Genomic DNA, 25,743 nt, shown 5'->3' on the forward strand with positions numbered 1-25,743 from the left:
CCGCCTTGGGCCGACCCGCGTAGTGTGGTTATGTTTACCGAGATCGATACCGTGACCATGGATGAACCGGCGGCCAACGGGCCTGCGTTGAAACCTTGGCGCGCAAAGAAACGCATCAGGGGCAAGCCGGTGAACAAAGCGGATGGCAGTTGCGACACCAGGGCCGAGTGGGTGAGCCACATCAGGCGCATTCGGGACGCGCAGGATCAGGCGGCATTCGCCGAGCTGTTCCAGCACTTCGCGCCCCGCATCAAGGCGTTTCTGATCAAGTCAGGATCAGATGTAACGCTGGCCGAAGAATGCGCGCAAGAGGTGATGGCGACCCTGTGGCACAAGGCGCATCTGTTTGATCCAACACGGGCGACCGTGGCCACATGGGTGTTCACGATTGCAAGAAACAAGCGCATCGACGTCCTGCGCAAACAACGCCGCCCCGAACCCGAGAACCTGGGATGGGGTCCCGAGGCGGAACCGGGTCAGGACGACATAGTTGCGCTGCAACAGGAAACCGCGCAGCTGCGTAACGCCATGGCGGCGTTGCCAGATGCGCAGAGACAGCTGATCGAAAAAGCCTATTTCGGCGATCTGAGCCATCGAGAAATCGCATCTCAGACCGGGTTGCCTTTGGGAACGATCAAATCACGGATACGGCTGGCGCTGGACCGCCTGCGCCACGCAATGAACTGAGATGACGAAGATGAACAACAAGATCAAACATCACCTGACAGACGACCTGCTGATGGCCTATGCTGCGGGCAGCCTGCCCGAAGCCTTCGATCTGATGGTCGCCACGCATTTATCACTGTGCGACCACTGCCGCGCCCAGGCCGAAAGCTTTGACGCCGTCGGCGGCTGTGTCCTGCAGGATCAGGACACCTCGGACAGTATGGGGGATGGCGCGCTGGCCGCAACCATGGCGCTGATCGCCCAGGGCGCACCAGTTGCGAAACCGGTTCGTCCGGGATGTTCCGTTCTGCCCGCACCGCTTCAGGATTACGTGGGCGGTGACGTGAACGATATTCGGTGGCGACGCATCGGAATGGGCGTGAAACAGGCGATCCTGCCCACCACACGCGACGCCACCGCTCGGCTGCTGTTCATCCCCGCCGGTGCTGCCGTGCCGGACCACAGCCACAACGGCGTGGAACTGACGATGGTTCTACAAGGTGCCTTCTCGGATGAGGTTGATCATTTTATCCGCGGCGATGTCGAGATTGCAGATGAGGACCTGCATCACATGCCAACTGCGGATATTACCGAAGATTGCATCTGTCTGGCGGTGACGGATGCACCGCTGAAATTCAACAAGCTGGTGCCACGTTTGTTGCAGCCCTTCCTGCAGATTTGAGGCAGCGGACCGTATCGTGCAACAATGACCCGGCATCCTGTCTGATTAAGGAGCAGCTCATGCGATACGGCCTTGCGCTATGTACCCTGTTGATCAGCCTCGCCAACGCTGCTGCCGCACAGCGCGCGGCCGAGGTCACCTTTGCGCCCGGAAATTATGGCACGATGGTCAACGGCACGATCACCGGAGACGAGTATTTTGACTATACCCTGGGCGCTCAGTCTGGGCAGGAAATGTTCGCCGAACTTCAGGTCAGCGCCACAAACGGTAACGGGGTGATCTATTTTAACATCCTGCCGCCGGGCAGTGACGGCGCGGCGATCTATGTAGGGTCAATCAACGGCAATACGGCCCGGATCAACCTGCCTGAGGATGGAGATTACACAATCCGTGTTTATCTGATGGGCAATGACCGGGACACCGGCAAAACGGTTGGCTACAATCTGGATCTGTCGATCCAGTAGAGCCTAACCTTCGGTTTTGCCCAATGGGACCACATTGGCGTGATCCTCTGGTGCCAGTTCCTCAAAATCGAAATTGTCCAGACGCTGCGCCCGACGGCCTGCCTTTTCTGCGCTGATCTTGATCTCGGAAATGTCTTTGGCCGCCTGCCCAAAATGACGATCCAGATTGCCAACCCGGTCGCCCAGACGATCAACATCCTTGTGCAGCAGGCCCAGTTCCTTGCGGATCGCCCCCGCCTGTTCGCGCATCCGCGCATCTTTCAGGATCGCGCGCATCGTGTTCAGCGTCGCCATGCAGGTGGTCGGCGAAACGATCCAGACGCGTTTGCTGAAACTCTCTTGCACCAGTTCAGGGAACTTGGCGTGCAACTCGGCATAGACCGCCTCGGACGGCAGGAACATCAGCGCGCCATCGGCGGTTTCACCGTCCAATATGTACTTCTCAGAGATATCGGTGATGTGTTTGCGCACGGTGCTGCGGAACATCTGCACCGCCGCTTTCAGTTCGGCATCATTGGTAGACGCAATCAGCGCCTCATAGGCCTCCAGCGGGAACTTGCTGTCGATCACAATCGGCCCCGGCGGGTTCGGCAGATGGATCAGGCAATCCGCACGCCGCCCGTTCGACAGTGTCGCCTGCAGTTTGAAACTGTCAGAGGGTAACGCCTTGGACACGATGTCGTTCAGCTGAATCTCACCAAACGCGCCGCGCGTCTGCTTGTTCGACAGAATGTCCTGCAAGGACAGCACATCACCCGACAGTTTGGTGATATTGTCCTGTGCCTTGTCGATGGTGGCCAGCCGTTCCTGCAATTGCGTCAGCGAGGTTGCCGTCTGTTTCGATGACCCATGCAGCGTTTCTTTCATCCGCTCCTGCATCTCGGCCAATGCACGGGTGGATTTCATCGCATTATCCGCCAGCCGGTCATTCATCTGCTGCTGCACCGAGGACAGCCGCGTTTCGACCGTCTGGATCACCTGAACCTGCGCGTTGGCCTGCGTGTCCGAGACATGCTGAAGACCGCCGCGCAACTGCTCCTGCCCCTGCCCCAACTGCTGCACATGCTGGCCCAGATGCGCCATCTGACGCGCCAGCGGTTCCGCCATCCGGGCTGATCGGTTGGCCGCGCGCAGCGACAGGAACAGCAACAGCAGGATCAACGCCACAACCCCGCCGCCAATCAGGATAACGGGGTCATTCAACGCCACTTGGGTGCCAGCAATCTCGATCATGTCGCCTCGGATGTTCTCGTTTTATTCTTCATAGCCCGGCCCGGACGCAGGATCAACTGCGCCCGAACAGGCGTTCGATATCGCTCAGCTTCAGCTCTACATAGGTTGGCCGCCCGTGATTGCACTGACCGGAATGGGGCGTCGCCTCCATCTCGCGCAGCAGGGCGTTCATTTCCTCGGCCCGCATCCGGCGGCCCGAACGGACCGAGCCATGGCAGGCCACCCGGCTGAGGATCGCCTCGATCCGGGCCTGCACCGTTTGGCTTTCGCCCTGATCGGCCAGCTCATCCAGAATATCCAGAATCATGGCGCGCGCATCGACCTCACCCAGAATGGCCGGGGTTTCGCGCACCGCAATGGCCCCGCCACCAAAGGGCTCCAGCGTCAGGCCAAGGCGCGACAGCTCGTCGGCGACCGCCATCAGGCGCGCGCAATCACCTTCGGACAGTTCGACAATCTCGGGGATCAGCAGCGCCTGCGCAGCGACGCCGGTTTCGGCCATCTGGGTCTTGAGCTTTTCATACACCAGCCGCTCATGTGCGGCGTGCTGATCAACGATCACCATGCCGTCAGCGGTTTGGGCGATGATGTAATTCTCATGCACCTGCCCGCGCGCCGCCCCCAACGGCAGGTCTTCGACCGGGGCACTTTCGATTGGTTCAGGCACGGGTTCGACCACGCTGCCGCTGTAATTATGGGACAATTCCGCAAAACCCGGTGCCTGCGCCTGATAGGCCACCTGCCGCGCCGCGGCTGAGGGTCGGTCCATCTGATAGACCCTTGCGGGCGCGGGTTGCGCCGGTTCAGGCCGCATCGCGCCAAGCGTCGCATTTGCCACGGTCGAAGAGGCCCGATGCCCCGCCTCTGCCAGCGCATGCCGCAGGGCCGAGACGATCAGCCCGCGCGCCAAACCGGGATCACGAAACCGGACCTCGGATTTTGCCGGATGCACGTTCACATCCACCAATGTCGGTTCGCAGTCGATGAACAGCGCCGCCGCCGGATGACGGTCGCGGCTGAGGAAATCGAAATACGCTGCCCGCAGCGCGCCGGTCAACATTTTGTCCCGCACGGGGCGGCCATTGACGAACAGATACTGCGCCACCGCCGCGCCGCGCGAATAGGTCGGCAGGGCGGCATAGCCATAAAGGCGGATGCCCTCACGCGTGGCGTCGATCTGCAGGGCGTTCTCGGCAAACTCGCGCCCGATCACACGGGCCAGACGGGCATGCAGCGCATCAAACAGATCGCCATTCTCGCGGTCAGCGCGGAAAGTCACGCGCCCCTCGCCCCCGCCCGAGACATCGCGCAGGGTGAAGGTGATGGCAGGTTCGGCCATGGCCAGCCGTTTGACGGTGTCGGTGATCGCCTGAGACTCGGCCCGGTCAGTCCGCATGAATTTCAGCCGCGCGGGCGTGGCAAAGAACAGATCGCGCAGCTCGACCATCGTACCTGAACGCAGGGCGGCGGGTTTCACCGCCTCGACCTTGCCACCCGCGACGTAGACCGAGGCCGCCTCGGTCCCCGGCACCCGACTGGTGATGGTCAGCCGCCCGACTGCGCCCAGCGACGGCAGCGCCTCACCCCGGAACCCGAAAGTGTGAATGTTCAGCAAATCCGAGCCGTCGATCTTGGATGTCGCATGGCGTGACAAGGCCAGCGGCAGATCCTGTGCCGAAATCCCACAACCATCATCGGTGACACGAATCAGCGTCTTGCCCCCGTCGGCAACGTCGATGGCAATCCGGGTCGACCCGGCATCAATGGCGTTTTCCACCAGCTCTTTGACAGCCGAGGCCGGGCGTTCCACCACTTCACCCGCCGCGATACGGTTGATCGCTGCATCGTCAAGCTGCCGGATTACGGGGCGGTTTTCGCTGATATTGGGGTGTGTCTGCGCCATACCACCATACCTAGCACATGCGCGCGCGATTCTGCCACTGGTTTGGCTTCTCCAATTTTTAGGAGGGGGCGTTCGAACAACCGTGCCGTGTCAGCGCATACAGGCTGCAAAACTGGTCACGGTTGTCCGAACGTTCCAAAGTGAGTGGTGGTCATTCAAACTTAATAGCGGGGGAACTAGCACGAAAAACCACGTGACAGTCATTAACTCTGCCAGTGCTGTGAATCTGAGCAAATTTCAGCCGACATTTTGCAAACAGGAAAAGCGGGAACATGCCGTTTCAAGCGGTACTGGGAGCACCGGCGCGGGTGCGGCACGGCCCCCACAACGCGGCGCAAGCCAGGATCAAACCGGACATTGTTGCGATCATTCCGGCCGCGCTGACCGCATCCGCACCACCCAGCCACAGCGGGCCGTAGCCTGCCAGCACATAGCCCGCGATCGCGGACAGGCTGGCGAAAACAACGCTCCAGGCAATCTGCGCCTCAAGCCGGTTGGTCATCATGCGCGCCGCAGCGGGCGGGCAAATGAACATGGCAATCACGATGATCGACCCCACCGCGTCAAACGCGGCCACGGCGGCAATGGCGGCGGTGATCACCAACGCCATGCCAACGGCACCGGTGCGAATGCCGATGGTGCGGGCGAACCCCTCGTCAAAGGTCGAGATTTTCAGCGGCCGCCAGAACAGCCAGATAAACAGCGTCACCCCGATCAGCGCCAGGGCAATCCGCGACAATTCCGGCGGCAGACCCGCCAGAGCCGTAATATCCAGCAACGAGGACCACCCCACAGCATCCAGCCAGATCAGGCTTTCCAGATTGCCGTAGAGCGCATGTTCCACGTCGAGATGCACGGTCGAGGTGTCGGTCTGTTCCAGCAACAGCACACCTCCGGCAAACATGGTCGTAAAGACCACGCCCATTGCCGCGCCGGGTTCGATTTGACCCAGCCTCCGGATCGCTTCGATCATCACCACGGCCACTACGGCCGCGCCCGCCGCGCCCAGCATCATTGGCCAGGTCGAGATCGCGCCGGTCAGCAAAAAGGCCACCACAATCCCGGGCAGCACCACATGGCTGATCGCATCACCGATCAGGGCCTGTTTGCGCAGCACCAGAAAATTGCCGGGCAGCGCGCAGGCAATCGCCGCGAAAGTGCCGATCAGCAATGGCGTCAGCGACAGGGGGACGAATTCTTCACCACTCATGTCGGAACCCCCTGCGGGCCGCCAATCTGGCGGTCGATTTCGATGATCTGGTCATGGGTCAGGACGGTCTCGATATCGCGCAACCCGTCATAAAGCGCGGCTGTCGCCTCATGCGCCTGATCGGCGCGCACGACCTCCCATCGTTTTTCGTCGCGCAGGGCTTTGGCGGCGCGGGCTTTTCCAGCCTCGGTGGCAACGCCATCGGCCCGAACCAGCCCGGCGCGCGTCAACAGGCGCAGGGTCAGCGGTTCATAGATTTTCTGGCCTTGCGCCAAGGCCAGCAGCCCCTGGCGGATATGCACCCGACGCTGAAACTTCAGATGCTGCAAAACCGCTGCCAGAACGCCCCGCACGGGCGCAAACAACAGCGACAGAGCAAAGAACCCAAAGCTGACCAGCACAATGATCGGACCCGTCGGCAGGTTGGGGGCCGAGGCCGACAGCGCCGCCCCCAGATACCCCGCCAAACCGCCTGCCAGACCGGCCAGCAGCACAACCCGGTCTGATCGTTCTGTCCAGAACCGCGCGGTCACGGGGGGAATGATCAGCAGCGCCACGATCAGGATAAGCCCCACGATTTTCAGGCCGACCACAGTCACCGCCATCACCAGCCCCATCATGGCCAGGTCGATGCGATGAACTGGCAGCCCTCGTGCCGCGGCATATTCGGGATCGAAGGCCACCATCGTCATCGGGCGGCGGATGATCAGCACCAACAGCAACGTCGCCGCGCCACCAGCCGCGATGATCAGCGCATCGGCCCACAGCATCCCGGCAGTTGATCCCAAAAGGAACCCCTCTAGCCCGGCCTGACGGCCGACGCCCATGGTTTGAATGACCGTCAACAGCACGATGCCTAAGCCGAAGAACACCGATAGAATCGCCCCGATCGCTGCATCTTCGGCCAGGCGCGTGTTTCGGGTCAGCCAGTTCATGCAAAGCAGGCCAACCCAGGCCGAGACAGCCGATCCAGCCAGCAGCCCCGGCAAATTACGCCCGTCCCCACCAAACGCGACCAGAACCATGAAAGCCAGACACACACCCGGCAGGGTTGCATGGCTGATTGCATCACTGACCAGCGCGCGTTTGCGCAGAAACAGAAAGGTGCCGGTAACTCCGGCGGAAACCCCCAGCAGGGTCGCGCCAACAGCGACCAGCGTGGCGTTGTAACCCAGTTGCAGGGTCAGAGCATCCCAAAGCATGATTTATCCCAGCGCGCGCGAAATCTGGTCGATCTGAGCGGTGGCCAGACGCCCGCCATAGGCGGCTTGAAGGGTTTCGGCAGTGAAGGCTTCGGCCACCGGCCCCTCGGCCACTTTGCGGGTGTTGATCAGGAAAACATGATCGAAGTAATCGGTGACGGTGGCCAGATCGTGATGCACGACAACCACGGTCTTGCCCGCCTCTTTCAGCGATTTCAAAACCGCGATGATGGCCTTTTCCGTGGCTGCATCGACGCCCGCAAAGGGTTCGTCCAACAGATAGAGGTCGGCCTCTTGTGCCAACGCGCGGGCCAGAAACACCCGTTGCTGCTGACCCCCCGAAAGCTGGCCAATCTGACGATCTGCGAAATCGCGCATACCGACGCGGTGCAGGCAGTCCAACGCGCGCGCCATATGACGGGCGCGAATGCGGCCCAGCAACCCCAGTTGCCGTGACAGGCCCATCAGCACCACGTCAATCACGCGGGTCGGGAAATCCCAATCCACACTGGCGCGCTGCGGAACATAGGCAATCCGGGCGCGCTGCTGTTCCAGCGGGGCGCCAAAAACGGTGACCTGCCCGGACAGGGGCGACACGATCCCCAATGCAGCCTTAAGCAGGGTTGATTTACCCGCACCGTTCGGCCCGATGATCGCCGTCATCGCCCCGGGCTGCACGGTCATATCCACCGAAAACACCGCCGGTTTCTGCCCGTAAGAGACCGTCATCCCCCGAATGGCAAGCGGGCTGTCATCGACGCCGCTCTCCGCCACCGAAACGCCCTTATCTGCCGCCAGTTCCAGCATCACTTAAAACCCCGCCGACAGCTTGCCGCTCATGCCGCGGTCCGGCACATCCGCGCCCAAAGCACCGGCGATGACGGTAATATTGTGATCCAGCATCCCGACATAGGTGCCTTCATAGGTGCCCGGCTCGCCCATTGCGTCAGAATACAGCTCTCCGCCGATACCGATGTCATGCCCTTTGGCATCTGCGCCTTCGATCAGCGCCCGCATCGAACGGTCAGAGACCGAGCTTTCCACAAACACCGCCGTCAACTTTCGATCCACCAGCGTATCCACCAATGTGCCGATCCGGTTCAAACCCGCCTCGGATTGGGTCGAGATGCCCTGAATGCCCAGAACTTCGTATCCGTACTCCGCGCCGAAATAGCCAAAGGCGTCATGGGCCGTGACCAGCACGCGGTTGTTTTCAGGAACGGCGGCCAGCACTTGTTTGCCATAGGCTGCCAGTTGATCAATCTCGGCCAGATGCACCTGCGCGTTGGCGGCGAAAATATCCGCCTCCTCGGGGCGTGCTTCGGTCAGCGCCTTTTGCACTTCGACCACCACATCGCGCCACAGAACCGGGCTCATCCATACATGCGGGTCGTATTTGTCGGCATAATCGTCATGGGCGCGCAGTTTCGATTTTTCGACACCTTCCGCCACCGCGACGACGGTACGCTTACGTCCAAGGTCGTGGAAAAACTCTTCCATCTGCGCTTCCAGATACAGACCATGCCACAGGATCAGGTCCGCGCGCGTCATCGCGACGATATCACTGCGGGTCTGGCGATAGGCGTGCGGATCGACACCAGGGCCCATCAGACCCTTCACCTCGACCTGGTCGCCGCCGACCTGACGTGCCGCATCAGCGATCATACCTGTGGTGGCGACCACCTTCAGCGGTGCCTCGGCCCAGGCCGTCAGTGGCATTGCAGCAGCAAAAGCCAATGCTGCAAAAAAGCTGCGACGAATCATGTCAGACCCCAATCCGGTTACCTCTTGAGAATGAATATGCGAACCATTCTCAACTAAGTCAACGCAATTGCGAATTATTCGCAAGAAAGCACTTATTTTGTCCATTTGGTCAAAAAATATCTGCCACATGTACCGCGATGCCTTCCATTTATCCGCAACCCGTGCGATTTTGGCGTAAACCTCCCAAAGGACGTAAAGATGGATACGCAGAGCCCAGAAAGCCCCGTGCGCACCGCGCATCTGCCGCAAGTGACCGAGCCCAGAAACCCCGGTATGGACCTTGATCTGGACTGGGTGCGCGCTGTGCAGGCCAACACCTCGGCCATTGAACGCCGGGCCGCGACCCTGCCGGGCCGCCGGTCGGTGAAAAAGGAATACCAGGCGGCGTGGCTGCTGAAGGCGATCACCATGATCGACCTGACCACTCTGTCGGGTGACGATACCGTGGGCCGCGTGCGCCGCCTGTGCGCCAAGGCGCGCCAGCCGGTGGCCCCGTCGGTGTTGCAGGCGCTGGATATGCCGCCGATCACCACCGGGGCGGTCTGCGTCTATCACGACATGATCGAAACCGCCGTAAGCGCGCTGAAGGGCACCGGAATTCCGGTGGCCGCGGTCTCGACCGGGTTTCCGGCGGGGCTGTCCCCCTTCCACCTGCGCGTGGCCGAGATCGAAGAAAGTGTGAAGGCCGGGGCCGAAGAAATCGACATTGTCATCTCGCGCCGTCATGTGCTGTCGGGCGATTGGCAGGCTTTGTACGATGAGATGAAAGCCTTTCGCGTGGCCTGTGGCGATGCGCATGTCAAAGCCATTCTGGCGACCGGAGAGCTTGGCAGCCTGCGCAATGTCGCGCGCGCCTCGCTGGTGTGCATGATGGCGGGGGCCGATTTCATCAAAACCTCGACCGGCAAGGAAAGCGTCAACGCCACCCTGCCCGTCACCCTGGTGATGATCCGCGCGATCCGCGACTTTTATGACCGCACCGGGTATCGGGTTGGATATAAGCCTGCAGGCGGTATCTCAAAAGCCAAGGACGCGCTGGTCTATCTGTCGCTGATCAAGGACGAGCTGGGCGACCGCTGGCTGGAACCCGACCTGTTCCGCTTTGGCGCGTCGTCTCTGCTGGGCGATATCGAACGGCAGTTGGAACATTATGTGACGGGCGCGTATTCCGCTGGCTACCGTCATTCTATGGGGTGAGGCACGCCCGGAAATCGCTCCGGTGGAGCGATTTCAGTGCCGAACGGGCGAAGCCCCGGGAAAAGGACAAGAACAATGACAGTCAAAGAGATATTCGAGACCATGGATTACGGCCCCGCCCCCGAAAGCGCCGCCGAGGCGCTAGCCTGGCTGGTCGATCAAGGCGACACGTTCGGTCACTATATCGACGGCACTTTTACCAAGCCCGGTAAAGGCTTTGACAGCCGCAACCCGGCGACCGGAGAGGTTCTGGCCAAGCTGACACAGGCCAAACAGGGTAATGTGGACGCCGCCGTATCCGCCGCCCGCAAGGCCCAGCCAAAGTGGGAGAAACTGGGCGGTGCGGGCCGTGCCCGGTACCTCTATGCCATTGCGCGCCTGTTGCAAAAGCACTCGCGCCTGTTTGCGGTGCTGGAAAGTCTGGATAACGGCAAGCCGATCCGGGAATCGCGCGATATCGACATCCCGCTGGTGCAGCGGCATTTCTATTACCACGCGGGCATGGCGCAGTTGATGGAGAGCGAGTTGCCCGACGCCGAGGCGCTGGGTGTTTGCGGTCAGATCATCCCGTGGAACTTCCCGCTGCTGATGCTGGCATGGAAAGTTGCGCCCGCGCTGGCGATGGGCAACACCGTGGTTTTGAAACCAGCCGAATACACCTCGCTGACGGCGCTGCTGTTTGCCGATATCTGCACGCAGGCCGGGCTGCCCAAGGGCGTGGTCAACATCGTCACCGGCGATGGTGCCGTGGGTGAGATGATCGTGGGTTCGGACGTGGACAAGATCGCCTTCACCGGCTCGACCGTTGTGGGCCGCCGTATCCGTGAGGCAACCGCTGGTTCCGGCAAGGAACTGACGTTGGAGCTGGGTGGCAAGTCCGCCTACATCGTGTTTGACGACGCCGATATTGATTCAGCCATCGAAGGTCTGGTCGATGCGATCTGGTTCAACCAAGGTCAGGTCTGCTGCGCTGGTTCCCGCCTGTTGGTTCAGGAAGGTATCGCTGATCGTTTCCATGAGAAGCTGCGCGCCCGGATGGACACCCTGCGCATCGGTGACCCGCTGGACAAATGCATCGACGTGGGCGCGGTTGTGGACCCCGTTCAATTGCAGACCATCAAGGCGCTGGTCGAAAGCAACACGGTTGGTCACGTGCATCAAGCGGATTGCGCGCTGCCCGCCAACGGCTGCTATTACCCGCCAACGCTGATCTCGGGGTTAGAGACCTCGGACCCGTTGATGCAGGAAGAAATCTTTGGCCCGGTTCTGGTGTCATCCACCTTCCGCACCCCGGCTGAGGCGGTCGAACTGGCCAACAACACCCGCTATGGGCTGGCGGCGACCGTCTGGACCGAGAATGTGAACCTCGCGCTGGATATTGCGCCCAAGCTGGTCGCGGGTGTGGTCTGGGTGAACGCGACCAACCTGTTCGATGCAGCCGCTGGCTTCGGCGGTGTGCGCGAAAGCGGCTTTGGCCGCGAAGGGGGCTGGGAAGGGTTAACCGCCTATACCAAGCCCAAGGGCAAGGCGAAACCGCTTGCCAAGGTCGAAGCAGCCACCGGCGAAGGTGCCCCTGTCGATCCGATTGACCGCACCGCCAAGATGTATGTCGGCGGCAAACAGGCGCGGCCTGACAGCGGGTATTCGAAACCCGTTTGGGGTAAATCCGGCCTGCTGGGCCATGTGGGCCTTGCCAACCGCAAGGACGTCCGCAACGCGGTTGAGGCTGCGGCGGGGGCCAAAGGCTGGTCCAAGACCACCGGCCATCTGCGGGCGCAAATCCTGTACTATATCGGCGAGAACCTTTCGGCCCGCGCGGATGAATTCGCGGCCCGCATCGACGCCATGACCGGCAGGAAAGACGGCGCGAAAGAAGTCGAGGCTTCGATCCAGCGTCTGTTCACCGCAGCCGCCTGGGCCGACAAATATGACGGTCAGGTGCATGGTGTGCCGATCCGGGGCGTGGCGATTGCCATGAAGGAACCGGTCGGCGTGATCGGTGCGATTTGCGCGGATGAGGCACCGCTGTTGGGTCTGGTCTCGGCCATGGCACCGGCAATTGCGATGGGCAACCGTGTGGTTCTGGCCGCGTCCGAGCCCTATCCGCTGGCGGCGACGGATTTCTATCAGATCCTGGAAACCTCGGACGTGCCTGCGGGCGTGGTCAATATCCTGACCGGCAGCCACGCGGAGCTGGCGAAACCGCTGGCCTCGCATCTGAACGTGGATGCGGTCTGGTCGTTCTCGTCCACGGACCTGTCGAAAGAGATTGAGGTCGTATCCGCCGGGAACCTGAAACGGACCTGGGTCAATAACGCGACGGCAACCGATTGGGGCGTAGACCATTCACGCCGCTTCCTGCAGGCTGCGACCGAAATCAAGAACATCTGGGTGCCCTACGGCGAGTAGGGCCCCCGTTTCACGGGAGACCTACATGGACTTTTCAGCGACCTTCGCGGGTAAAACCGTCGTCGTCATCGGCGGCACCAGCGGAATCAACCGGGGCATTGCCGAGGCCTTTGCAGCCCTAGGCACCAAACTGGCCGTGGCCAGCCGGTCGCAGGACAAGGTGGATGATACCGTTGCCGCGCTACAGGCGGCGGGCGCGGCGGATGCCATCGGCACGGCCTTTGATGTGCGTGATCCCGACGCGGTGGCCGCGGGCCTGAAACAGTTCCACGAGGCGCTGGGTGATTTCGATGTGTTGGTTTCCGGGGCGGCTGGGAATTTCCCCGCGCTGACCTCGGAAATGTCGGTGAGCGCCTTCAAGACGGTGATCGACATCGACCTGATGGGCACGGTCCACGTGATGAAGGGGGCATACCCCTATCTGAAACGTCCCGGTGCCAGCATCATCAACATCTCGGCCCCGCAGTCGTTTCTGCCCTATGAGGGCCAGGCGCATGTCTGCGCCGCCAAGGCCGGGGTCGATCAGATTACCCGCACCCTGTCGATGGAATGGGGGGTCGAAGGTATCCGCGTGAACTCGGTCGTGCCCGGGTTTATCGAGGGCACCGAAGGGGCCAGACGTCTGGCCCCCACCAAGGATGCCGAGGAACACCTGCGCGCAGACGTCCCCATTGGCCGCTGGGGAACGGTTGGCGATGTTGCCAATGCCTGCCTGTTCCTTTGCTCGGACATGGCCAGCTATATCAGCGGAACGGTTCTGTCCGTGGACGGCGCGCTGTATCAGCGCGGCTCGGGCAAATTCGGACAGATGATGGGGCAGATGCTGCGCAGCGCATCGGGGAAAAAGGGCTGAGCACCGCTCAGCCCCCTTTCGATCAGTTTGTGGTTTCCAGCCCTTCGGGCTTGCCGACAACGGTGAAATGCAGCCCGTCGGGGTCCAGCAACTCGGATGCCACGCGGTTCACCTCCTCCAATGTCACGGCGTTCACCTTGTCGTTGCGGGTGGCGATATAGTCGATGGGCAGGTTTTCCATCTGCATCCCGACCATGATCCCGGCAATCTGACCATTGCCGTCAAAGCGCAGCGGATAGGCACCGGTCAGATAGGTCTTGGCGTCATCCAGTTCCTTCTGAGTCACGCCATCAGACGCGGCGCGCGCCCATTCATCCCGGATCACCGCGACCGCGTCAGCGATGCGATCATTGGCCGAGGACACCGATCCCAGATAGACCGAAGCCAGATCCTTGGGCACCAGATAGGTTGCCACCCCATAAGTCAGGCCGCGCTTTTCGCGCACCTCTTGCATCAGGCGGCTTTCGAACCCACCGCCACCCAGAATATGGTTCAAGATAAAGGCGGCAAAGAAATCGGGATCGTCGCGGTCAATCCCCGCATGGCCAAACAGGGCCACCGATTGCGGCGTGTCGAATTCGATCACACTGACGCCACCGGTGATATTCACCTCGGCGCGGCCCGGAATAGGCTTGCCGGTTTCGGGTAGATCAGCCAGCAGCGTGTCCAGCAACACGCCCAGTTCTTCGGCGGTGATATCGCCCACAGCCCCGACATAAAGACGATCCTTGGCGAACACATTGTCATAAGCGGTGACCACATCATCGCGGGTCAACGCGCTGACGTTTTCGATCGTGCCCTTGCCTTCAGAGCCATAGGGGTGATCGCCATAAGCCATCCGGGCGAAACTGCGCCCGGCGATGTCGTTGGGGTCGGTCTGATCCGAACGCAAGCCCGACAGAATCTGTGCCTTCACACGTTCGACCGCGTCCTCATCGAACCGAGGTTCATGGATGGTGGTGCGCAGCAGGCTGATCACGTCATCGCGGTTTTCGGTGAGGAATTGCGCGGAAATCGACACCGAATCGTCGGACGCGTTGTAACTGAACGAGGCCGCCAGCGATTCCAGCTCGCGCGCATAGGTGCGGGCATCCATGTCGCCTGCGCCTTCTTCGATCAGGCCGCTCATCAGATAGATGGCACCGCGTTTGCCCGGATCATCCAGCGAGGTGCCGCCGCGAAACCGCAGCTCCAGCGCGGTGAAAGGGATCGAGTGATCCTCGACCAGCCAAGCGGTGATACCACCGGGTGAGGTGACCTCTTTGATCTCAATCTCGGCCCAGGCGGGCAGAGCGACGACAAAGGCAATCAGGGTTGCAAAAATCCGCTTCATTGCGTCACCTCATCGTCTTTCATCAGCCAGCCGGTGACCGATGTTTCCGGTTGCAGAACCTCGCGCGCGGCGGCGATGATTTCATCCCCGGTCACCGCTTGTAGAACATCCGGCCAGGCCTGCACGTCTTCGATTGTCAGGCCGCTGGTCAGCGCACGACCATAACGGTTGCCGATCCCGTCCACATTGTCACGCGCATAGGTCTGTGCGGCACGCAGTTGCATCTTGATCCGGTCCAGATCTTCTTCGTTTACGCCCTCGGCGATGAAATCGGCGACGGTCTGATCCATGGCGTCCTCGGCCTCTTGCAGCGAGACGCCTTCGGCGGGAACAACCAGCAGGTCAAAGGTCGTGTCATCCAGCGAGACACCGCGATAGAACGCACCGGCGTAGACAACCTTTTGCTGCTCGAATTGCAGTTTTTCGTTCAGGTAGGACGTTGTGCCACCACCCAGCAATTCCGCCAGCAGGAACAGCGCGGCGGCCTTTTCCTGCGCGCCCGGGTCACGTTCGGGCGCTAGATAGCTGCGCTGAACATAAGGCTGCGACACGCGTGCGTCCTTGAAGGTCAGACGACGCTCGGCCGTTTGTGGCGGCTCCTGCGACCGGACCCGCTCGGGCAGGTCCGGGTTCGAAGGGATCACGCCGTAATACTGATCGGCCAGCGCGCGCACCTCGTCGGGTTCGACATCACCGGTCACAACCAGAATGGCGTTATTGGGCGCATAATGGGTCTGATAGAAGGACAGCGCGTCCTCCATGTCCAGCGCCTCCATCTCGTGTTTCCAACCGATAATGGGCGCGCCGTAGCGGTGGTTCAGATACTGCGCCGCGCTCAACTGTTCACCGAACAGGGCGCGCGGGCTGTTTTCGGTACGCTGGTTGCGTTCCTCCAGGATCACGTCGCGTTCGGTGACGATATCCTCTTCGTTCAGGCGGATGTTGCGCATCCGGTCCGCCTCCATCCGCATCATCAGTTCCAGCCGGTCGGCGGCGACGCGCTGGAAATAGGCGGTGTAATCGTATGACGTGAACGCGTTGTCATTGCCGCCATTGGCCGCGACAGTGGCCGAGAATTCACCCGGCGCCAGCGTGTCGGTGCCCTTGAACAGCAGGTGTTCCAGAAAATGCGCCACACCCGATGACCCGATCGGTTCATCCGCTGAACCGGCGCGATACCAGACCATGTGCTGCACGACAGGCGCGCGGTGATCTTCCACCACCACGACATCCATGCCGTTATCCAGCGTGAAAGTTGTTACCGCTTCGGCCCCCTCTTTGGCCAAAAGAGGGGTTGCAGTCATCAGGGCGGCAGACAGCGCCAGAGCCCGAACCATGGGGCATCCTCCGTTTCGTTTCATGTTTCAAACTACGGTGGCGCGGCGCAGGTTCAAGGCCGATGACGAAAAGTTAAGGATTATTCATTGGCCGGCGGCGCAGAGGGCGTTTCAATCCCCGCGCGACGCGCCGCTTCGTTCTGTTGGTTGGCATCCAGCGCTTCGCGACGGTAGACCTGTGAATAGCGGTCCACCTTGAACAGCCGCAGGCGGGTCAGGCGACCCTGCTTTTTGCGGAACTTGGCATCTTCGGAATCGACGACCTGCCGCGTGTTCGACGGCACGCCATAGCGGCTGGAGGCCGTCACAAGCGCCGAATCCGACGAGGGAATGGCCGCATTGGCGTTCAACGCCGCCTCGCTGCCGCCCAGCGCCACAATGGCATCCGCCTTGGGATTCGGATCGGTCAGGTTGGCACCGCCCGGTGTCGGGGCGGGCAGGAACTTATAGTCCTTGGGTTGGGTCAATGGCTTGACCGGCAGAACCGAAAACTCATCCGGTCCCGGGCCCGGCGCTTCAAGGTGGCGCAGGCCGATATTGGAACATCCCGCAGCCGCAAAGGCCAATGTCACAGCAAATATGGAACGCGGCAACCGCATCAGAGTCTCCAGCCAGTTTCAAGCGCTTTTAGCCCATTTTCCCGGGCACGTCACGAGGGCTTTTTACCCTCGAACAACACAAGTCCGAGGGCACCGGCAAAGATGAACACATCTGCCAGATTGAACACAAACGGGTTGTTGATGCCGCAGCAGGACATGTTCAGAAAATCCAGAACATACCCATATAGCAGCCGGTCCACGACATTGCCCAGCGCCCCGCCGATCAGCAACCCACCGCACAACAGCATCAATTTCGACGGTGCCGTCCGCATCAGCCAGATCAGCACGCCGATCGAGATCGCCAGGGAAACACCGATCAACACCCAGCGGGCGGCATCAGAGTTGCCCTGAAACAGGCCGAAATTTATGCCCCGATTCTCGCCGTATTTGAGCACGACCAGCGGGGGTAGGATGTCGATACCGCCGGGCTGGTCGGCCACGCGCATGACGTGGACGACCAGATATTTGCTGATCTGGTCGATCAGAAACGCGGCCAGACCGGCCCAGAATAGCAGGCGATAGCGCATCAGTGACGGAAATGGCGCATGCCGGTGAAGACCATGGCCAGACCGGCCTCATCCGCGGCTGCAATCACCTCGTCATCGCGCATCGAGCCGCCGGGCTGGATCACGCAGGTCGCGCCCGCTTCGGCGGCTTCCATCAGGCCGTCAGGAAAGGGGAAGAACGCGTCCGACGCCACGGCGGATCCGATGGTCAGCGGTTGTGGCAGCTCCAGAACCTCGGCCATGCGCTCAGCTTTTTTGGCAGCAATCAGGGCCGAATCCACACGGCTCATCTGGCCCGCACCAACGCCCACGGTCGCGCCGTCTTTGACATAGACAATGGCGTTGGATTTGACGTGTTTGGCGACCTTCCAGGCAAACAGCAAGTCGCGCATCTGTTCCTCGGTCGGGGCCTTTTTGGTCACGACCTTCAGGTCATCCATGCCGACAAACCCGTTGTCCTTGTCCTGTACCAGCAGGCCGCCGGCGACCTGACGGACAGTCTTGCCGCCTGCGGTTACATCGGGCAGGCCGTCGGTTGTCAGCAACCGCAGGTTTTTCTTGGCGGCAAAAATCGCCTTGGCTTCATCCGACGCGCCCGGCGCGATCACCACTTCGGTAAAGATGCCGGTGATTTCCTGCGCGGTTTTGGCGTCCAACGGCTGGTTCAGCGCCACGATGCCGCCAAAGGCCGAGGTACGGTCGCAATCAAACGCGGCCTTATATGCCTCCAGCAGGGTTGCGCCCTTGGCCACACCACAGGGGTTGGCGTGTTTGATGATGGCGCAGGCGGCGGTGTCGGCCGGGTTGAACTCGGCCACCAGCTCGAATGCGGCATCGGTGTCATTGATGTTGTTGTAGCTCAGCTCCTTGCCTTGATGCTGCAGGGCGGTCGCGACACCGGGGCGGTTGGTGCCATCGGTATAGAACGCCGCCTGCTGATGGCTGTTTTCGCCATAGCGCAGGGTCTGCTTCAGCTCACCGGCAAAGGCGCGGCGGCGGGGGGCCTGCGCGGCCAGCGCATCGGCCATCCAATTCGACACGGCCGCGTCATAAGCCGCGGTGCGGGCATAAGCCGTCTGCGCCAGGGTCTGGCGGAACGCATAAGAAGTCTGACCGTCATTCGCCGCCAGTTCGGCCAGCAGCGCGTCGTAATCCTGAACATCCACCACGACGTTGACGAACGCATGGTTTTTCGAGGCGGCGCGGATCATCGCAGGGCCGCCGATGTCGATGTTCTCGATACATTCATCATAGCCCGCGCCTTTGGCCACAGTCGCCTCGAACGGGTAGAGGTTCACCACCAGCAGGTCGATCGCGCCGATGCCGTGTTCGTCCATCGCGGCGACGTGGCTGTCATTGTCGCGCAGGGCCAGCAGGCCGCCATGCACCATCGGGTGCAGGGTCTTGACCCGGCCATCCATCATCTCGGGGAAGCCGGTGATCTCGCTGACGTCCTTGACGTCCAGCCCCGCATCGCGCAGCGCGCGTGCCGTGCCGCCAGTCGACAACAGCTCGACCCCGCGTTCGGCCAGCGCCTTGCCCAGCTCGATCAGCCCGGTCTTGTCGGAAACGGAAAGCAACGCGCGGCGCACGGGATGAAGATCAGTCATGGGTCCAAAGGTCCTTTTGGCGTCAGTCGAATTCGGGCTCGTCCCGGTGCAGGTCACGCACGGCATAGGCTGTATCGTGTGCCTTGCTCAGCGTCCACCGGATGCGCGTCGCATACTCCATTGCGCGCCCGGATAGAACGATCTGTTTTGTCGCGCGTGGCTTTAGCCGCCCTTTTTCCAGATAAACACTTGGTTCGACAGACAATTTCCCCACACCATCATGGCGGAACACCCAGATCTCACCGCTTTTGAGCGCCATCGACACCGCCGCACCACCCAAATCCAGCGCCGCATCCACGTCAGGGTGCAGATGAAACCTTACGTCAAAACCGATGCCTTTCAGCCCGGAAGAGTCCAGCGCCTTGTCAAACTGCCGCTTTGCCTTGTCGCTGGTGGTCAGCAATATGTCTTCGCCCGTCAGTTCCCGCCCGTCAAAGCGCAGCTCGAGCGTGCGGGCATGGGTCAGGCCAAAGACCCGGGCATAGCCCTCATGGCCCGCCATAAGCCGCATACCTTCAAAGGCGTCTTCGAATTCGACCGCAACATCCTGCGGTGCGTCGACCAGGGCCTCGTTTTCTGTACCCAATACCGGCGCGCTCAGCCGAGCGCTGGAAAACCCGTCCAGACACAGTGTCGAATGCGACGGGGTTGCCCGGCCAGCCCTGCGCCATTCAAGCCCGAAACTCGCCCCCGATCCGCAATTCACGATCAGCGGCCGACGGCCCGAGGTCAGCTCGAACGCAAGGGTCGACGCATGGGCGTTATAGGACGCGGCCCCCTTTGGTGGCGTGCTGGCATCCATGATCACGCTGGTGCGTGCGGCATACAGCCGGGCATATCCCATGGACAGGCCGGTCGAATGGTTCGGCCTGACCCCGCTTTGCGCCAGCGCCTGATCCAATCGACCCTCAACACCGCGTCCACCACCGTGAAAGCGCGCCAGCGCGCCATCGGAATGGCGCAGGTTGCGCAATGTGGGTGCCATGCGCTTGATCGCATTTGCCTGCGCCCCGGGGGTGCCCCGACCCAATTCGCTCAGCGCCGCCGAGGTCCAGGCCAGCAAAGTAAAGACCTCAAGCAGCTCTTCGGGATTGCGGGTTGAGATACCGCCCTGCTGGTCGATCTGCCGGTCGCATTCCCGCGCCAGCGCACGCAGGGCCGGATCGGCCATCTGCTCTAACCCTTCCAACGCCAGCCCGGCCTGCACCAGGCCCGCCAGCGCCTCGAACCGGGGCAGGCCCGGTGTTGCGGCCTGCCAGCGTTTCGACAGGAACCATGTCTGCTGAGACAGCGCGCGGAAAAAAGCGCGGCTTTGTGTTTCGTCCGCCCCGCGCAACAGGAACACAGCGTGGTTGATCCAGCGTGTGACCCGCCGCCCGGTCAGATCGGGGGCCCAGCCCGGCCCGGTTCCGCGCCCATGCGCCGCGATCCAGCCCCAGACCCAACGCTGGGCTTTTGCGCGCGCGCGCATGTCGCCGACCGCAGCCAGATCATCCAGCCAGGCAAAGCCGTGGCGTTCATTGTCAAATCCGGTACTGGGCGCGGCAACATCCCACAGGTTAGTATCCTGTGCCTCGACCAGAAAACCGGCAAACAGCAGATTTCCGGCCACCAGTTGCCGACCCCGCGCAAAAGAACCCACCGTACGCGGTTCGGGCGTCCCGGCAAATCCAGCGACTGATTTGCGCCGCTGACTAAGGCGCGCGTACAGACGGTTCTGAAACCGCGCCCATCGGTTTGTCATGGTATCTGGGTTCGACATGACGCTCGTTACTCTGCCCCTTGCGCTCTGCTGGCGCCTGAACCAACGATAGACCGCGCTGATCGTCAAGTCATCGAAAAGCGTCGTATCAGGCGGATTTGTTCAGGCAAGCGATATAGAAGCCGTCCATTCCACCCCGATCCGGCCAATAATCGGGCCGCAGGCGAAGGCCGCCTTCTTCGGTGATCCAGCCCTGATCCACCCCGGCGATGTCCAGCACATTCCGGTCGATTTGCATGTCGGGGTATTGCTCCAGCGCCTCTTCGATCTGCACCTCACCCTCATCCGGCAGCAGGGAACAAGTGCAATAGACCAAACGCCCGCCGGGTTTCAGCAAGGTCCAGGCATGGGCCAGCATACGGGCCTGCAATTCGATCAACGCGCCAAATTCCGAGCCGTCCTTGGCAAAGGGCAGATCCGCGTGCCGCCGGATGGTGCCGGTGGCGGAACAGGGCGCGTCCAGCAGGATCGCGTCGTACTGACCCTGATGCTCCAACGCGTCACCGGCGATGACCTCTGCCGTCAGTCCGGTACGTTTGAGGTTTTCGCGCACCCGTTCAAGCCGGGCCTCCGAGATGTCCAGCGCAGTGACCTCGGCCCCGGCAGCGGCCAGTTGCAATGTCTTGCCGCCCGGTGCCGCGCATAGGTCCAGAACCTTTTCACCCGCCTTTGGGGCCAGAATGCGCACCGGCACAGCCGCCGCCGCGTCCTGCACCCACCAATCGCCCCGATCAAACCCCGGCAGGTTCGTGACCTGACCGGCATCCTGCACCCGCACCGATCCGGTTGGCAGGGTTTCGCCGGGACCGGTCGCGCCGGGTTTCAGCGTGATGTCCAGCGGCGCACTGGCAAAATGCGCCTGCTCCATCCCCGCAATCGCCTCAGCCCCCCATGCCATGATCAGCGGATCGCGCAGCCATTCCGGCAGGCGCGGCACCCGCATCTTGGGCCAGGCGTCCGGCCCTTCGGCAGCCACTTTGCGCAATACTGCGTTGACCAGACCCTTCAGCCGCCCGTGCTTGCGCGACCGGCCGATAATATCGACCATGGAGTTGACCACACCATGGGCCGCTTCGCCGTGGCACAGCTCGACCGCGCCAAGGCGCAGGGCGTTGTGCACGGTCAGATCCGGGGTCCGGTTCAGGTGGTTGTCCAGCAAGCGGTCGGCGCGTTCCAGCCCACGCAGGGTTTCCAGCGTCAGGCGTTGCGCTCGCGCGCGGTCTTCCGGCCCCAGCCGATCCAGCGCGCCTGCGGCCAGACATTCGGACAACAGCCGCCCTTCCCCCAATATCTGATCCAGCAGATAGATCGCGCTGCGTCGTGCCGCTGTTGCATTGTCGGACATGGAACCGCCTTTGAATGACCTCTCGCCCGCATTGCCAAGGGCGGACGGGGGCGTATATCAAGCCCCTGCACGGAAAGGAACCCGATGTCATGAGTGACGACCGCACAGACCTGCCTCCCGCCGCACAACGCGCGCTGGCCGAAGCCGAAGACCGCCGCCGCAAGGCCGAAGCGCAGGCAAAGAAGATGCCAAAAGAGTTGGGCGGGCGCGACGGCCCCGATCCGGCCCGCTATGGCGATTGGGAGAAAAAGGGCATCGCGGTCGATTTCTGATCCGTCAGCCCCGCAGCGCCTGAAGAAAATCGTCGATCAGGGCGCGTTGCTTTTTGGACTTTGCCCGATCCTTGGGCCAGGTCAGCCAATAGCCGTCCCGGGTCTGCAACTCAGGCAGTTCCAGCCTGCGCAAGCGTCCGGCCTGCAAATCCGCAGTGGCCAGCGGCACTGATCCCAACACCACGCCAATCCCCTGCCGCGCCGCCGAGATCGCGTGTTCCATCGAATCGAAGCTGACGTTTGACGGCGGCAGCCCGTCCTGATCGGTCTTGCGGGCCCAATCCTGCCAGGCCGGTCGCTCGCCGCGCAGGTCGATCAACGGCGCACCCCAGTCGACCCCCGGTGCGGCCATTGGCACCAGCACTTCGGGCGCAATCAGCTTGGCATCGCGCCCCGGCCACGCCCCCCGCCCATAGCGGATTTGCAACCAGGTCCGTTCTTCGTCCAGCGACGACCGCCGCGCCACGGAATCGGTCATCACCTTTACCTTGGGCCGCAAGTCCTGAAACCGCGTCAGGCTGGGCAGGATCAATGCGTGGATGTTCGACGACAACCCAGCAACCCGCAATTCGCGCGGGGATTTACCGAACAAATCCTCGGTGTTGCGCTCCAGCGCCTGCAGACTGTCCTGCACCAGCGGCAGGTAGCTTTCGCCCTCGACCGTCAGCGAGACGCCGCGCGCCTCGCGCACGAACAGCGTCCGGCCAAGCCAGGCCTCAAGGTTGCCGATCCGTTGGCTGACCGCCGCCTGTGTCAGCCCGAATTCTTTCGCTGCCGCGGAAAACCCGCCCAGACGCCCGGCGGCCTCGAACACACGCAGCCAGTCCAGCGGTGGCAATCCGATCTTTTTCTTAGCCATAAGTTTTTCCAAGCCTCAGCAGAAAGAAGGATTAATTGTCGTAATGCCACAGGCCGCGTATGTGCTCAACCAACGCCCGCGCTGAACAGGAGATCCCCCATGCTGCGCTCTGCCACCCACGACGCCTCGGTCGTGACCGTTGAATTCGACAGCGGCACCCAGGCCCGCTTTCACGCCATCTGGCTGCGCGACAACGCGCTGGACCCGGAAACCCGCGCGCCGGGCAACGGCCAGCGTCTGATCACCATCGGCGACATTCCCGCCGATACCATGGTCAGCGACGCCAAGGTTCTGAACGGTGCCCTTCAAGTGACGTTCCAGCCCGAAGATAAAACCGTCACTTTCCCCGCCGACTGGCTGGCCGATCACACCTATGACCGGGATCAGGACCGTCCGCTGGGCCGCCTTGCCCCCGGCATCACCACATGGCAGCGCGGCATCGGCGCGCCCAGCGGTGACTGGACCCAGGTACAGGAAAACCCCGCCGCCAAACGCGACTGGCTGGCAGCGGTGGCCGAGTTCGGCTTTGCCAAGCTGACCGACGGCCCGACCGAGCCGGAGTCGCTGCTGAAAGTGGCCGATCTGTTCGGCTATGTGCGCGAAACCAATTATGGCCCGTATTTCGAGGTCCGGACCGAGGTCAACCCGACCAACCTTGCCTTTACCGGCCTTGGCCTTCAGGCCCATACCGACAACCCTTACCGCGATCCGGTACCGACGCTGCAAATCCTGTACTGCCTGGAAAACAGCGCCGAAGGGGGGGAGTCCATCGTGGTGGATGGTTTCCGCGCCGCCGAACGTCTGCGCGCCGACAACCCCGAAGGTTTTGCCCTGCTGGCGGGATATCCGGCCCGGTTTGAATACAAAGGGTCGGACGGTGTCTGCCTGCGCTCGCGCCGCCCGATGATCGAACTGTCGCCCGATGGCGAGTTGATCGGCATCCGCTTCAACAACCGCTCCTCCGCGCCGTTTGTCGACGTGCCGTTCGACCAGATGGAGGCGTATTACGCCGCCTATCGCCAGTTGGGTGACATCATCGACGATCCCGACATGGGCGTGTCGTTCAAGCTGGAACCCGGCGAAAGCTTTATCGTCGACAACACCCGCGTACTGCACGCGCGCCTGGGTTATTCCGGTGCCGGTTCACGCTGGTTGCAGGGGTGTTATGCCGACAAGGACGGTTTGCTGTCGACACTGGCAGCCATGGATATGGCACAGCCGGAGGCGGCGGAATGAAACCCAACTTTTCGACCCTGAGCCGCGACAACATCGTGGCTTTCATCGGCGATATCTTTGACCGCCGGGGCGGCGAGGAATATCTGGGTGAACCCGTCACCATGGCCGAACATATGCTGCAAGGTGCCACCATCGCCGAGCGGAATGGTCAGGCCGAGGAAATCATTGTCGGTGCCCTTCTGCATGATATCGGGCATTTCACCTCCGAATTCGGCACCTATCACCCTGACGACACCGAAGACCGCCATCACGAAGACGCCGGTGCCGAGGTGCTGGAGCAATTCTTTCCCTCGGTCATCACCGATTGCTGCCGCTATCACGTGGCGGCCAAACGGTATCTGTGCGCCACCAAGCCCGAGTATTTTGCGCGCCTGTCAACCGCCTCGGTCCATACGTTGGAACTGCAGGGCGGCCCGATGAGCGCCGAAGAAGTGGCCGAGTTCGAGAAAAATCCGAACCTGAAAGAGATCATTCAGGTGCGTTATCTGGACGAGGCGGGCAAGAGGGCCGATATGGAAACCCCCGATTTCACCCATTTCGCGCCGATGGTGCAGCGTATGGTCGACAAGCATCTGGGCACGGCATGACCGCACCAGAGTATATCTTTGAGGCCAGCTCAAAACCGTCTCTGCCGTGGCATGAGGTCCCGCTGATCCGGGCCACGGATGAAACGGTCAAGGGCTATGGCTGCCTGGTCGATGACCCAAACGGTTTCGAGATCGAAATCGCCCGCTGGCCGCAACAGGGCTGGCGGCCCATCGACGAAGGCACCGGCGACGAAGCCGGCTGGGTTGAAGGCACCTTTCGCTGCGATTGGAAAGGCGATGTGCTGTACGGCGAGAACGAGGCGGTCAACGGCCATTATGTCCTTGGCTGGTCGGCGGACCCGCAACAGGCCCAGACCGACCGGCAAACCGCGCCGCGCGATCAGGTGTTGCTGTGGCATATGAATTATCACCCCGATGGCGGGCAGATGTTCTGGCCGCTGGACAACAAGCCTTTCATCGTCCCCGCAGCCCTGCCCGGCGACAACCTGACACCGGACAAGGTGGTGGCCTTCTGGTGCGATGGTTCACGCGGGCTCTATATCCATCCCGGCATCTGGCACGAGGGGATCTTTCCCGTCGAAGACAACCAGCGCTTTCTTGACCGGCAAGGCCGGGTGCATGCGCGGGTCAGCGCCGATATCGGCACAGAATTCGGCGTCTACCTGTCCTGCCCGTTGCGCGCGGATAAGATCAAGGATCTGTAACAAGACGCGCCGCCCATATGGTGGCGCGTTTTCAGAAACCCTTAACCTT

The 25,743-nt window shown here is 61.8% G+C and carries 24 protein-coding genes; 10 read left to right on the forward strand and 14 right to left on the reverse strand.

Going from position 1 to position 25,743, the window contains the following annotated elements:
* Positions 1-30: 30 nt before the first annotated feature.
* Genes JT51_RS13870 through JT51_RS13880 form a run of 3 tightly spaced genes read left to right on the forward strand, consistent with a single transcriptional unit; the run spans position 31 to position 1,812 of the window.
* A complete protein-coding gene (locus tag JT51_RS13870) occupies positions 31-687 on the forward strand; it encodes a sigma-70 family RNA polymerase sigma factor (RefSeq protein WP_037313595.1) in 657 nt (218 codons plus the stop codon).
* A 10-nt stretch (positions 688-697) separates the two neighbouring features.
* Complete coding sequence (locus tag JT51_RS13875) at positions 698-1,348, forward strand: ChrR family anti-sigma-E factor (RefSeq protein WP_037314322.1); 651 nt, start codon at positions 698-700, stop codon at positions 1,346-1,348.
* 59 nt (positions 1,349-1,407) lie between these two features.
* The gene (locus JT51_RS13880) at positions 1,408-1,812 is read left to right on the forward strand and encodes a hypothetical protein (protein ID WP_037313597.1); all 405 of its coding nucleotides are present in this window, start codon (positions 1,408-1,410) and stop codon (positions 1,810-1,812) included.
* A gap of 3 nt (positions 1,813-1,815) precedes the next feature.
* Here the strand turns inward: JT51_RS13880 and JT51_RS13885 are convergent, their stop codons facing one another.
* The 6 genes from JT51_RS13885 to JT51_RS13910 all read right to left on the reverse strand — a co-directional run bounded on the left by JT51_RS13885 (position 1,816) and on the right by JT51_RS13910 (position 9,124).
* Complete coding sequence (locus tag JT51_RS13885; protein WP_037313600.1) at positions 1,816-3,045, reverse strand: DNA recombination protein RmuC; 1,230 nt, start codon at positions 3,043-3,045, stop codon at positions 1,816-1,818.
* 52 nt (positions 3,046-3,097) lie between these two features.
* A complete protein-coding gene (mutL, locus tag JT51_RS13890) occupies positions 3,098-4,948 on the reverse strand; it encodes a DNA mismatch repair endonuclease MutL (RefSeq protein ID WP_037313603.1) in 1,851 nt (616 codons plus the stop codon).
* A 280-nt stretch (positions 4,949-5,228) separates the two neighbouring features.
* Complete coding sequence (locus JT51_RS13895; protein WP_037313606.1) at positions 5,229-6,158, reverse strand: metal ABC transporter permease; 930 nt, start codon at positions 6,156-6,158, stop codon at positions 5,229-5,231.
* A complete protein-coding gene (locus tag JT51_RS13900; protein ID WP_037313608.1) occupies positions 6,155-7,360 on the reverse strand; it encodes a metal ABC transporter permease in 1,206 nt (401 codons plus the stop codon). Before JT51_RS13900 ends, JT51_RS13895 begins: the two co-directional genes overlap by 4 nt.
* A gap of 3 nt (positions 7,361-7,363) precedes the next feature.
* Entirely contained in the window at positions 7,364-8,167 is an 804-nt protein-coding gene (locus JT51_RS13905) for a metal ABC transporter ATP-binding protein (protein WP_037313610.1), read from the reverse strand.
* Between the two features lie 3 nt (positions 8,168-8,170).
* Positions 8,171-9,124, reverse strand: a complete 954-nt coding sequence (locus JT51_RS13910; protein WP_037313613.1) for a metal ABC transporter solute-binding protein, Zn/Mn family — start codon at positions 9,122-9,124, stop codon at positions 8,171-8,173.
* A gap of 198 nt (positions 9,125-9,322) precedes the next feature.
* Here JT51_RS13910 and deoC point away from each other — a divergent pair, with 198 nt between their 5' ends.
* From deoC to JT51_RS13925, 3 genes are all read left to right on the forward strand, one after another.
* Positions 9,323-10,321: a deoxyribose-phosphate aldolase gene (gene deoC / locus JT51_RS13915; protein ID WP_037313616.1), complete on the forward strand. Its 999-nt coding sequence runs from the start codon at positions 9,323-9,325 to the stop codon at positions 10,319-10,321.
* 75 nt (positions 10,322-10,396) lie between these two features.
* Complete coding sequence (locus JT51_RS13920) at positions 10,397-12,730, forward strand: aldehyde dehydrogenase family protein (RefSeq protein WP_037313618.1); 2,334 nt, start codon at positions 10,397-10,399, stop codon at positions 12,728-12,730.
* 25 nt (positions 12,731-12,755) lie between these two features.
* Entirely contained in the window at positions 12,756-13,583 is an 828-nt protein-coding gene (locus tag JT51_RS13925; protein ID WP_037313621.1) for an SDR family oxidoreductase, read from the forward strand.
* 22 nt (positions 13,584-13,605) lie between these two features.
* Here the strand turns inward: JT51_RS13925 and JT51_RS13930 are convergent, their stop codons facing one another.
* From JT51_RS13930 to JT51_RS13960, 7 genes are all read right to left on the reverse strand, one after another.
* Positions 13,606-14,916, reverse strand: coding sequence for a M16 family metallopeptidase (locus tag JT51_RS13930; protein WP_037313624.1), 1,311 nt, complete (start codon positions 14,914-14,916; stop codon positions 13,606-13,608).
* On the reverse strand, positions 14,913-16,253 hold the full coding sequence (locus JT51_RS13935; protein ID WP_037313626.1) for a M16 family metallopeptidase: 1,341 nt from the start codon (positions 16,251-16,253) through the stop codon (positions 14,913-14,915). Before JT51_RS13935 ends, JT51_RS13930 begins: the two co-directional genes overlap by 4 nt.
* 80 nt (positions 16,254-16,333) lie before the next feature.
* Positions 16,334-16,852, reverse strand: coding sequence for a DUF3035 domain-containing protein (locus tag JT51_RS13940; RefSeq protein WP_037313628.1), 519 nt, complete (start codon positions 16,850-16,852; stop codon positions 16,334-16,336).
* Between the two features lie 50 nt (positions 16,853-16,902).
* Entirely contained in the window at positions 16,903-17,379 is a 477-nt protein-coding gene (lspA, locus tag JT51_RS13945; protein WP_037313631.1) for a signal peptidase II, read from the reverse strand.
* Positions 17,379-18,968 (reverse strand): bifunctional phosphoribosylaminoimidazolecarboxamide formyltransferase/IMP cyclohydrolase, encoded by a 1,590-nt coding sequence (gene purH / locus JT51_RS13950; RefSeq protein ID WP_037313633.1) that lies wholly within the window; start codon positions 18,966-18,968, stop codon positions 17,379-17,381. Before purH ends, lspA begins: the two co-directional genes overlap by 1 nt.
* Positions 18,969-18,990: 22 nt before the next feature.
* A complete protein-coding gene (locus JT51_RS13955; RefSeq protein ID WP_037313635.1) occupies positions 18,991-20,730 on the reverse strand; it encodes a heparinase II/III family protein in 1,740 nt (579 codons plus the stop codon).
* A gap of 88 nt (positions 20,731-20,818) precedes the next feature.
* A complete protein-coding gene (locus JT51_RS13960; protein ID WP_037313637.1) occupies positions 20,819-22,075 on the reverse strand; it encodes an RsmB/NOP family class I SAM-dependent RNA methyltransferase in 1,257 nt (418 codons plus the stop codon).
* A gap of 89 nt (positions 22,076-22,164) precedes the next feature.
* Here JT51_RS13960 and JT51_RS13965 point away from each other — a divergent pair, with 89 nt between their 5' ends.
* Positions 22,165-22,347, forward strand: a complete 183-nt coding sequence (locus JT51_RS13965) for a DUF1674 domain-containing protein (RefSeq protein ID WP_037314325.1) — start codon at positions 22,165-22,167, stop codon at positions 22,345-22,347.
* Between the two features lie 4 nt (positions 22,348-22,351).
* Here the strand turns inward: JT51_RS13965 and JT51_RS13970 are convergent, their stop codons facing one another.
* Positions 22,352-23,206 carry a LysR family transcriptional regulator gene (locus tag JT51_RS13970; RefSeq protein WP_037313639.1) on the reverse strand — a complete coding sequence of 285 codons (855 nt, stop codon included), beginning with the start codon at positions 23,204-23,206 and terminating at the stop codon, positions 22,352-22,354.
* Between the two features lie 99 nt (positions 23,207-23,305).
* On the opposite strand from JT51_RS13970, the gene JT51_RS13975 reads away from it, so the two are divergent.
* From JT51_RS13975 to JT51_RS13985, 3 genes are read left to right on the forward strand one after another with little or no spacing between them, the layout of a single operon-like run.
* Positions 23,306-24,442: a TauD/TfdA family dioxygenase gene (locus JT51_RS13975; protein WP_037313642.1), complete on the forward strand. Its 1,137-nt coding sequence runs from the start codon at positions 23,306-23,308 to the stop codon at positions 24,440-24,442.
* The gene (locus JT51_RS13980) at positions 24,439-25,029 is read left to right on the forward strand and encodes an HD domain-containing protein (RefSeq protein WP_037313645.1); all 591 of its coding nucleotides are present in this window, start codon (positions 24,439-24,441) and stop codon (positions 25,027-25,029) included. Before JT51_RS13975 ends, JT51_RS13980 begins: the two co-directional genes overlap by 4 nt.
* Positions 25,026-25,694 carry an ureidoglycolate lyase gene (locus tag JT51_RS13985; RefSeq protein ID WP_037313648.1) on the forward strand — a complete coding sequence of 223 codons (669 nt, stop codon included), beginning with the start codon at positions 25,026-25,028 and terminating at the stop codon, positions 25,692-25,694. The genes JT51_RS13980 and JT51_RS13985 overlap by 4 nt, the downstream gene beginning before the upstream one ends.
* The last annotated feature ends 49 nt before the right edge of the window (positions 25,695-25,743 follow it).

It is taken from the genome of Ruegeria halocynthiae (genome assembly GCF_000743705.1).
In the GTDB taxonomy this organism is placed as follows: domain Bacteria; phylum Pseudomonadota; class Alphaproteobacteria; order Rhodobacterales; family Rhodobacteraceae; genus Ruegeria; species Ruegeria halocynthiae_B.

Excerpts from the sequence above, each read along its gene's own strand:
- JT51_RS13935 (WP_037313626.1), bottom strand. The coding sequence starts at position 16,253 with ATGGTTCGGGCTCTGGCGCTGTCTGCCGCCCTGATGACTGCAACCCCT.
- JT51_RS13965 (WP_037314325.1), top strand. The coding sequence starts at position 22,165 with ATGAGTGACGACCGCACAGACCTGCCTCCCGCCGCACAACGCGCGCTG.
- JT51_RS13885 (WP_037313600.1), bottom strand. The coding sequence starts at position 3,045 with ATGATCGAGATTGCTGGCACCCAAGTGGCGTTGAATGACCCCGTTATC.
- JT51_RS13975 (WP_037313642.1), top strand. The coding sequence starts at position 23,306 with ATGCTGCGCTCTGCCACCCACGACGCCTCGGTCGTGACCGTTGAATTC.
- lspA (WP_037313631.1), bottom strand. The coding sequence starts at position 17,379 with ATGCGCTATCGCCTGCTATTCTGGGCCGGTCTGGCCGCGTTTCTGATC.
- JT51_RS13985 (WP_037313648.1), top strand. The coding sequence starts at position 25,026 with ATGACCGCACCAGAGTATATCTTTGAGGCCAGCTCAAAACCGTCTCTG.
- JT51_RS13960 (WP_037313637.1), bottom strand. The coding sequence starts at position 22,075 with ATGTCCGACAATGCAACAGCGGCACGACGCAGCGCGATCTATCTGCTG.
- JT51_RS13930 (WP_037313624.1), bottom strand. The coding sequence starts at position 14,916 with ATGAAGCGGATTTTTGCAACCCTGATTGCCTTTGTCGTCGCTCTGCCC.
- JT51_RS13900 (WP_037313608.1), bottom strand. The coding sequence starts at position 7,360 with ATGCTTTGGGATGCTCTGACCCTGCAACTGGGTTACAACGCCACGCTG.
- JT51_RS13955 (WP_037313635.1), bottom strand. The coding sequence starts at position 20,730 with ATGTCGAACCCAGATACCATGACAAACCGATGGGCGCGGTTTCAGAAC.
- JT51_RS13880 (WP_037313597.1), top strand. The coding sequence starts at position 1,408 with ATGCGATACGGCCTTGCGCTATGTACCCTGTTGATCAGCCTCGCCAAC.
- JT51_RS13905 (WP_037313610.1), bottom strand. The coding sequence starts at position 8,167 with ATGCTGGAACTGGCGGCAGATAAGGGCGTTTCGGTGGCGGAGAGCGGC.
- JT51_RS13875 (WP_037314322.1), top strand. The coding sequence starts at position 698 with ATGAACAACAAGATCAAACATCACCTGACAGACGACCTGCTGATGGCC.
- purH (WP_037313633.1), bottom strand. The coding sequence starts at position 18,968 with ATGACTGATCTTCATCCCGTGCGCCGCGCGTTGCTTTCCGTTTCCGAC.
- JT51_RS13870 (WP_037313595.1), top strand. The coding sequence starts at position 31 with ATGTTTACCGAGATCGATACCGTGACCATGGATGAACCGGCGGCCAAC.
- JT51_RS13970 (WP_037313639.1), bottom strand. The coding sequence starts at position 23,206 with ATGGCTAAGAAAAAGATCGGATTGCCACCGCTGGACTGGCTGCGTGTG.
- mutL (WP_037313603.1), bottom strand. The coding sequence starts at position 4,948 with ATGGCGCAGACACACCCCAATATCAGCGAAAACCGCCCCGTAATCCGG.
- JT51_RS13980 (WP_037313645.1), top strand. The coding sequence starts at position 24,439 with ATGAAACCCAACTTTTCGACCCTGAGCCGCGACAACATCGTGGCTTTC.
- JT51_RS13920 (WP_037313618.1), top strand. The coding sequence starts at position 10,397 with ATGACAGTCAAAGAGATATTCGAGACCATGGATTACGGCCCCGCCCCC.
- JT51_RS13910 (WP_037313613.1), bottom strand. The coding sequence starts at position 9,124 with ATGATTCGTCGCAGCTTTTTTGCAGCATTGGCTTTTGCTGCTGCAATG.
- deoC (WP_037313616.1), top strand. The coding sequence starts at position 9,323 with ATGGATACGCAGAGCCCAGAAAGCCCCGTGCGCACCGCGCATCTGCCG.
- JT51_RS13925 (WP_037313621.1), top strand. The coding sequence starts at position 12,756 with ATGGACTTTTCAGCGACCTTCGCGGGTAAAACCGTCGTCGTCATCGGC.
- JT51_RS13895 (WP_037313606.1), bottom strand. The coding sequence starts at position 6,158 with ATGAGTGGTGAAGAATTCGTCCCCCTGTCGCTGACGCCATTGCTGATC.
- JT51_RS13940 (WP_037313628.1), bottom strand. The coding sequence starts at position 16,852 with ATGCGGTTGCCGCGTTCCATATTTGCTGTGACATTGGCCTTTGCGGCT.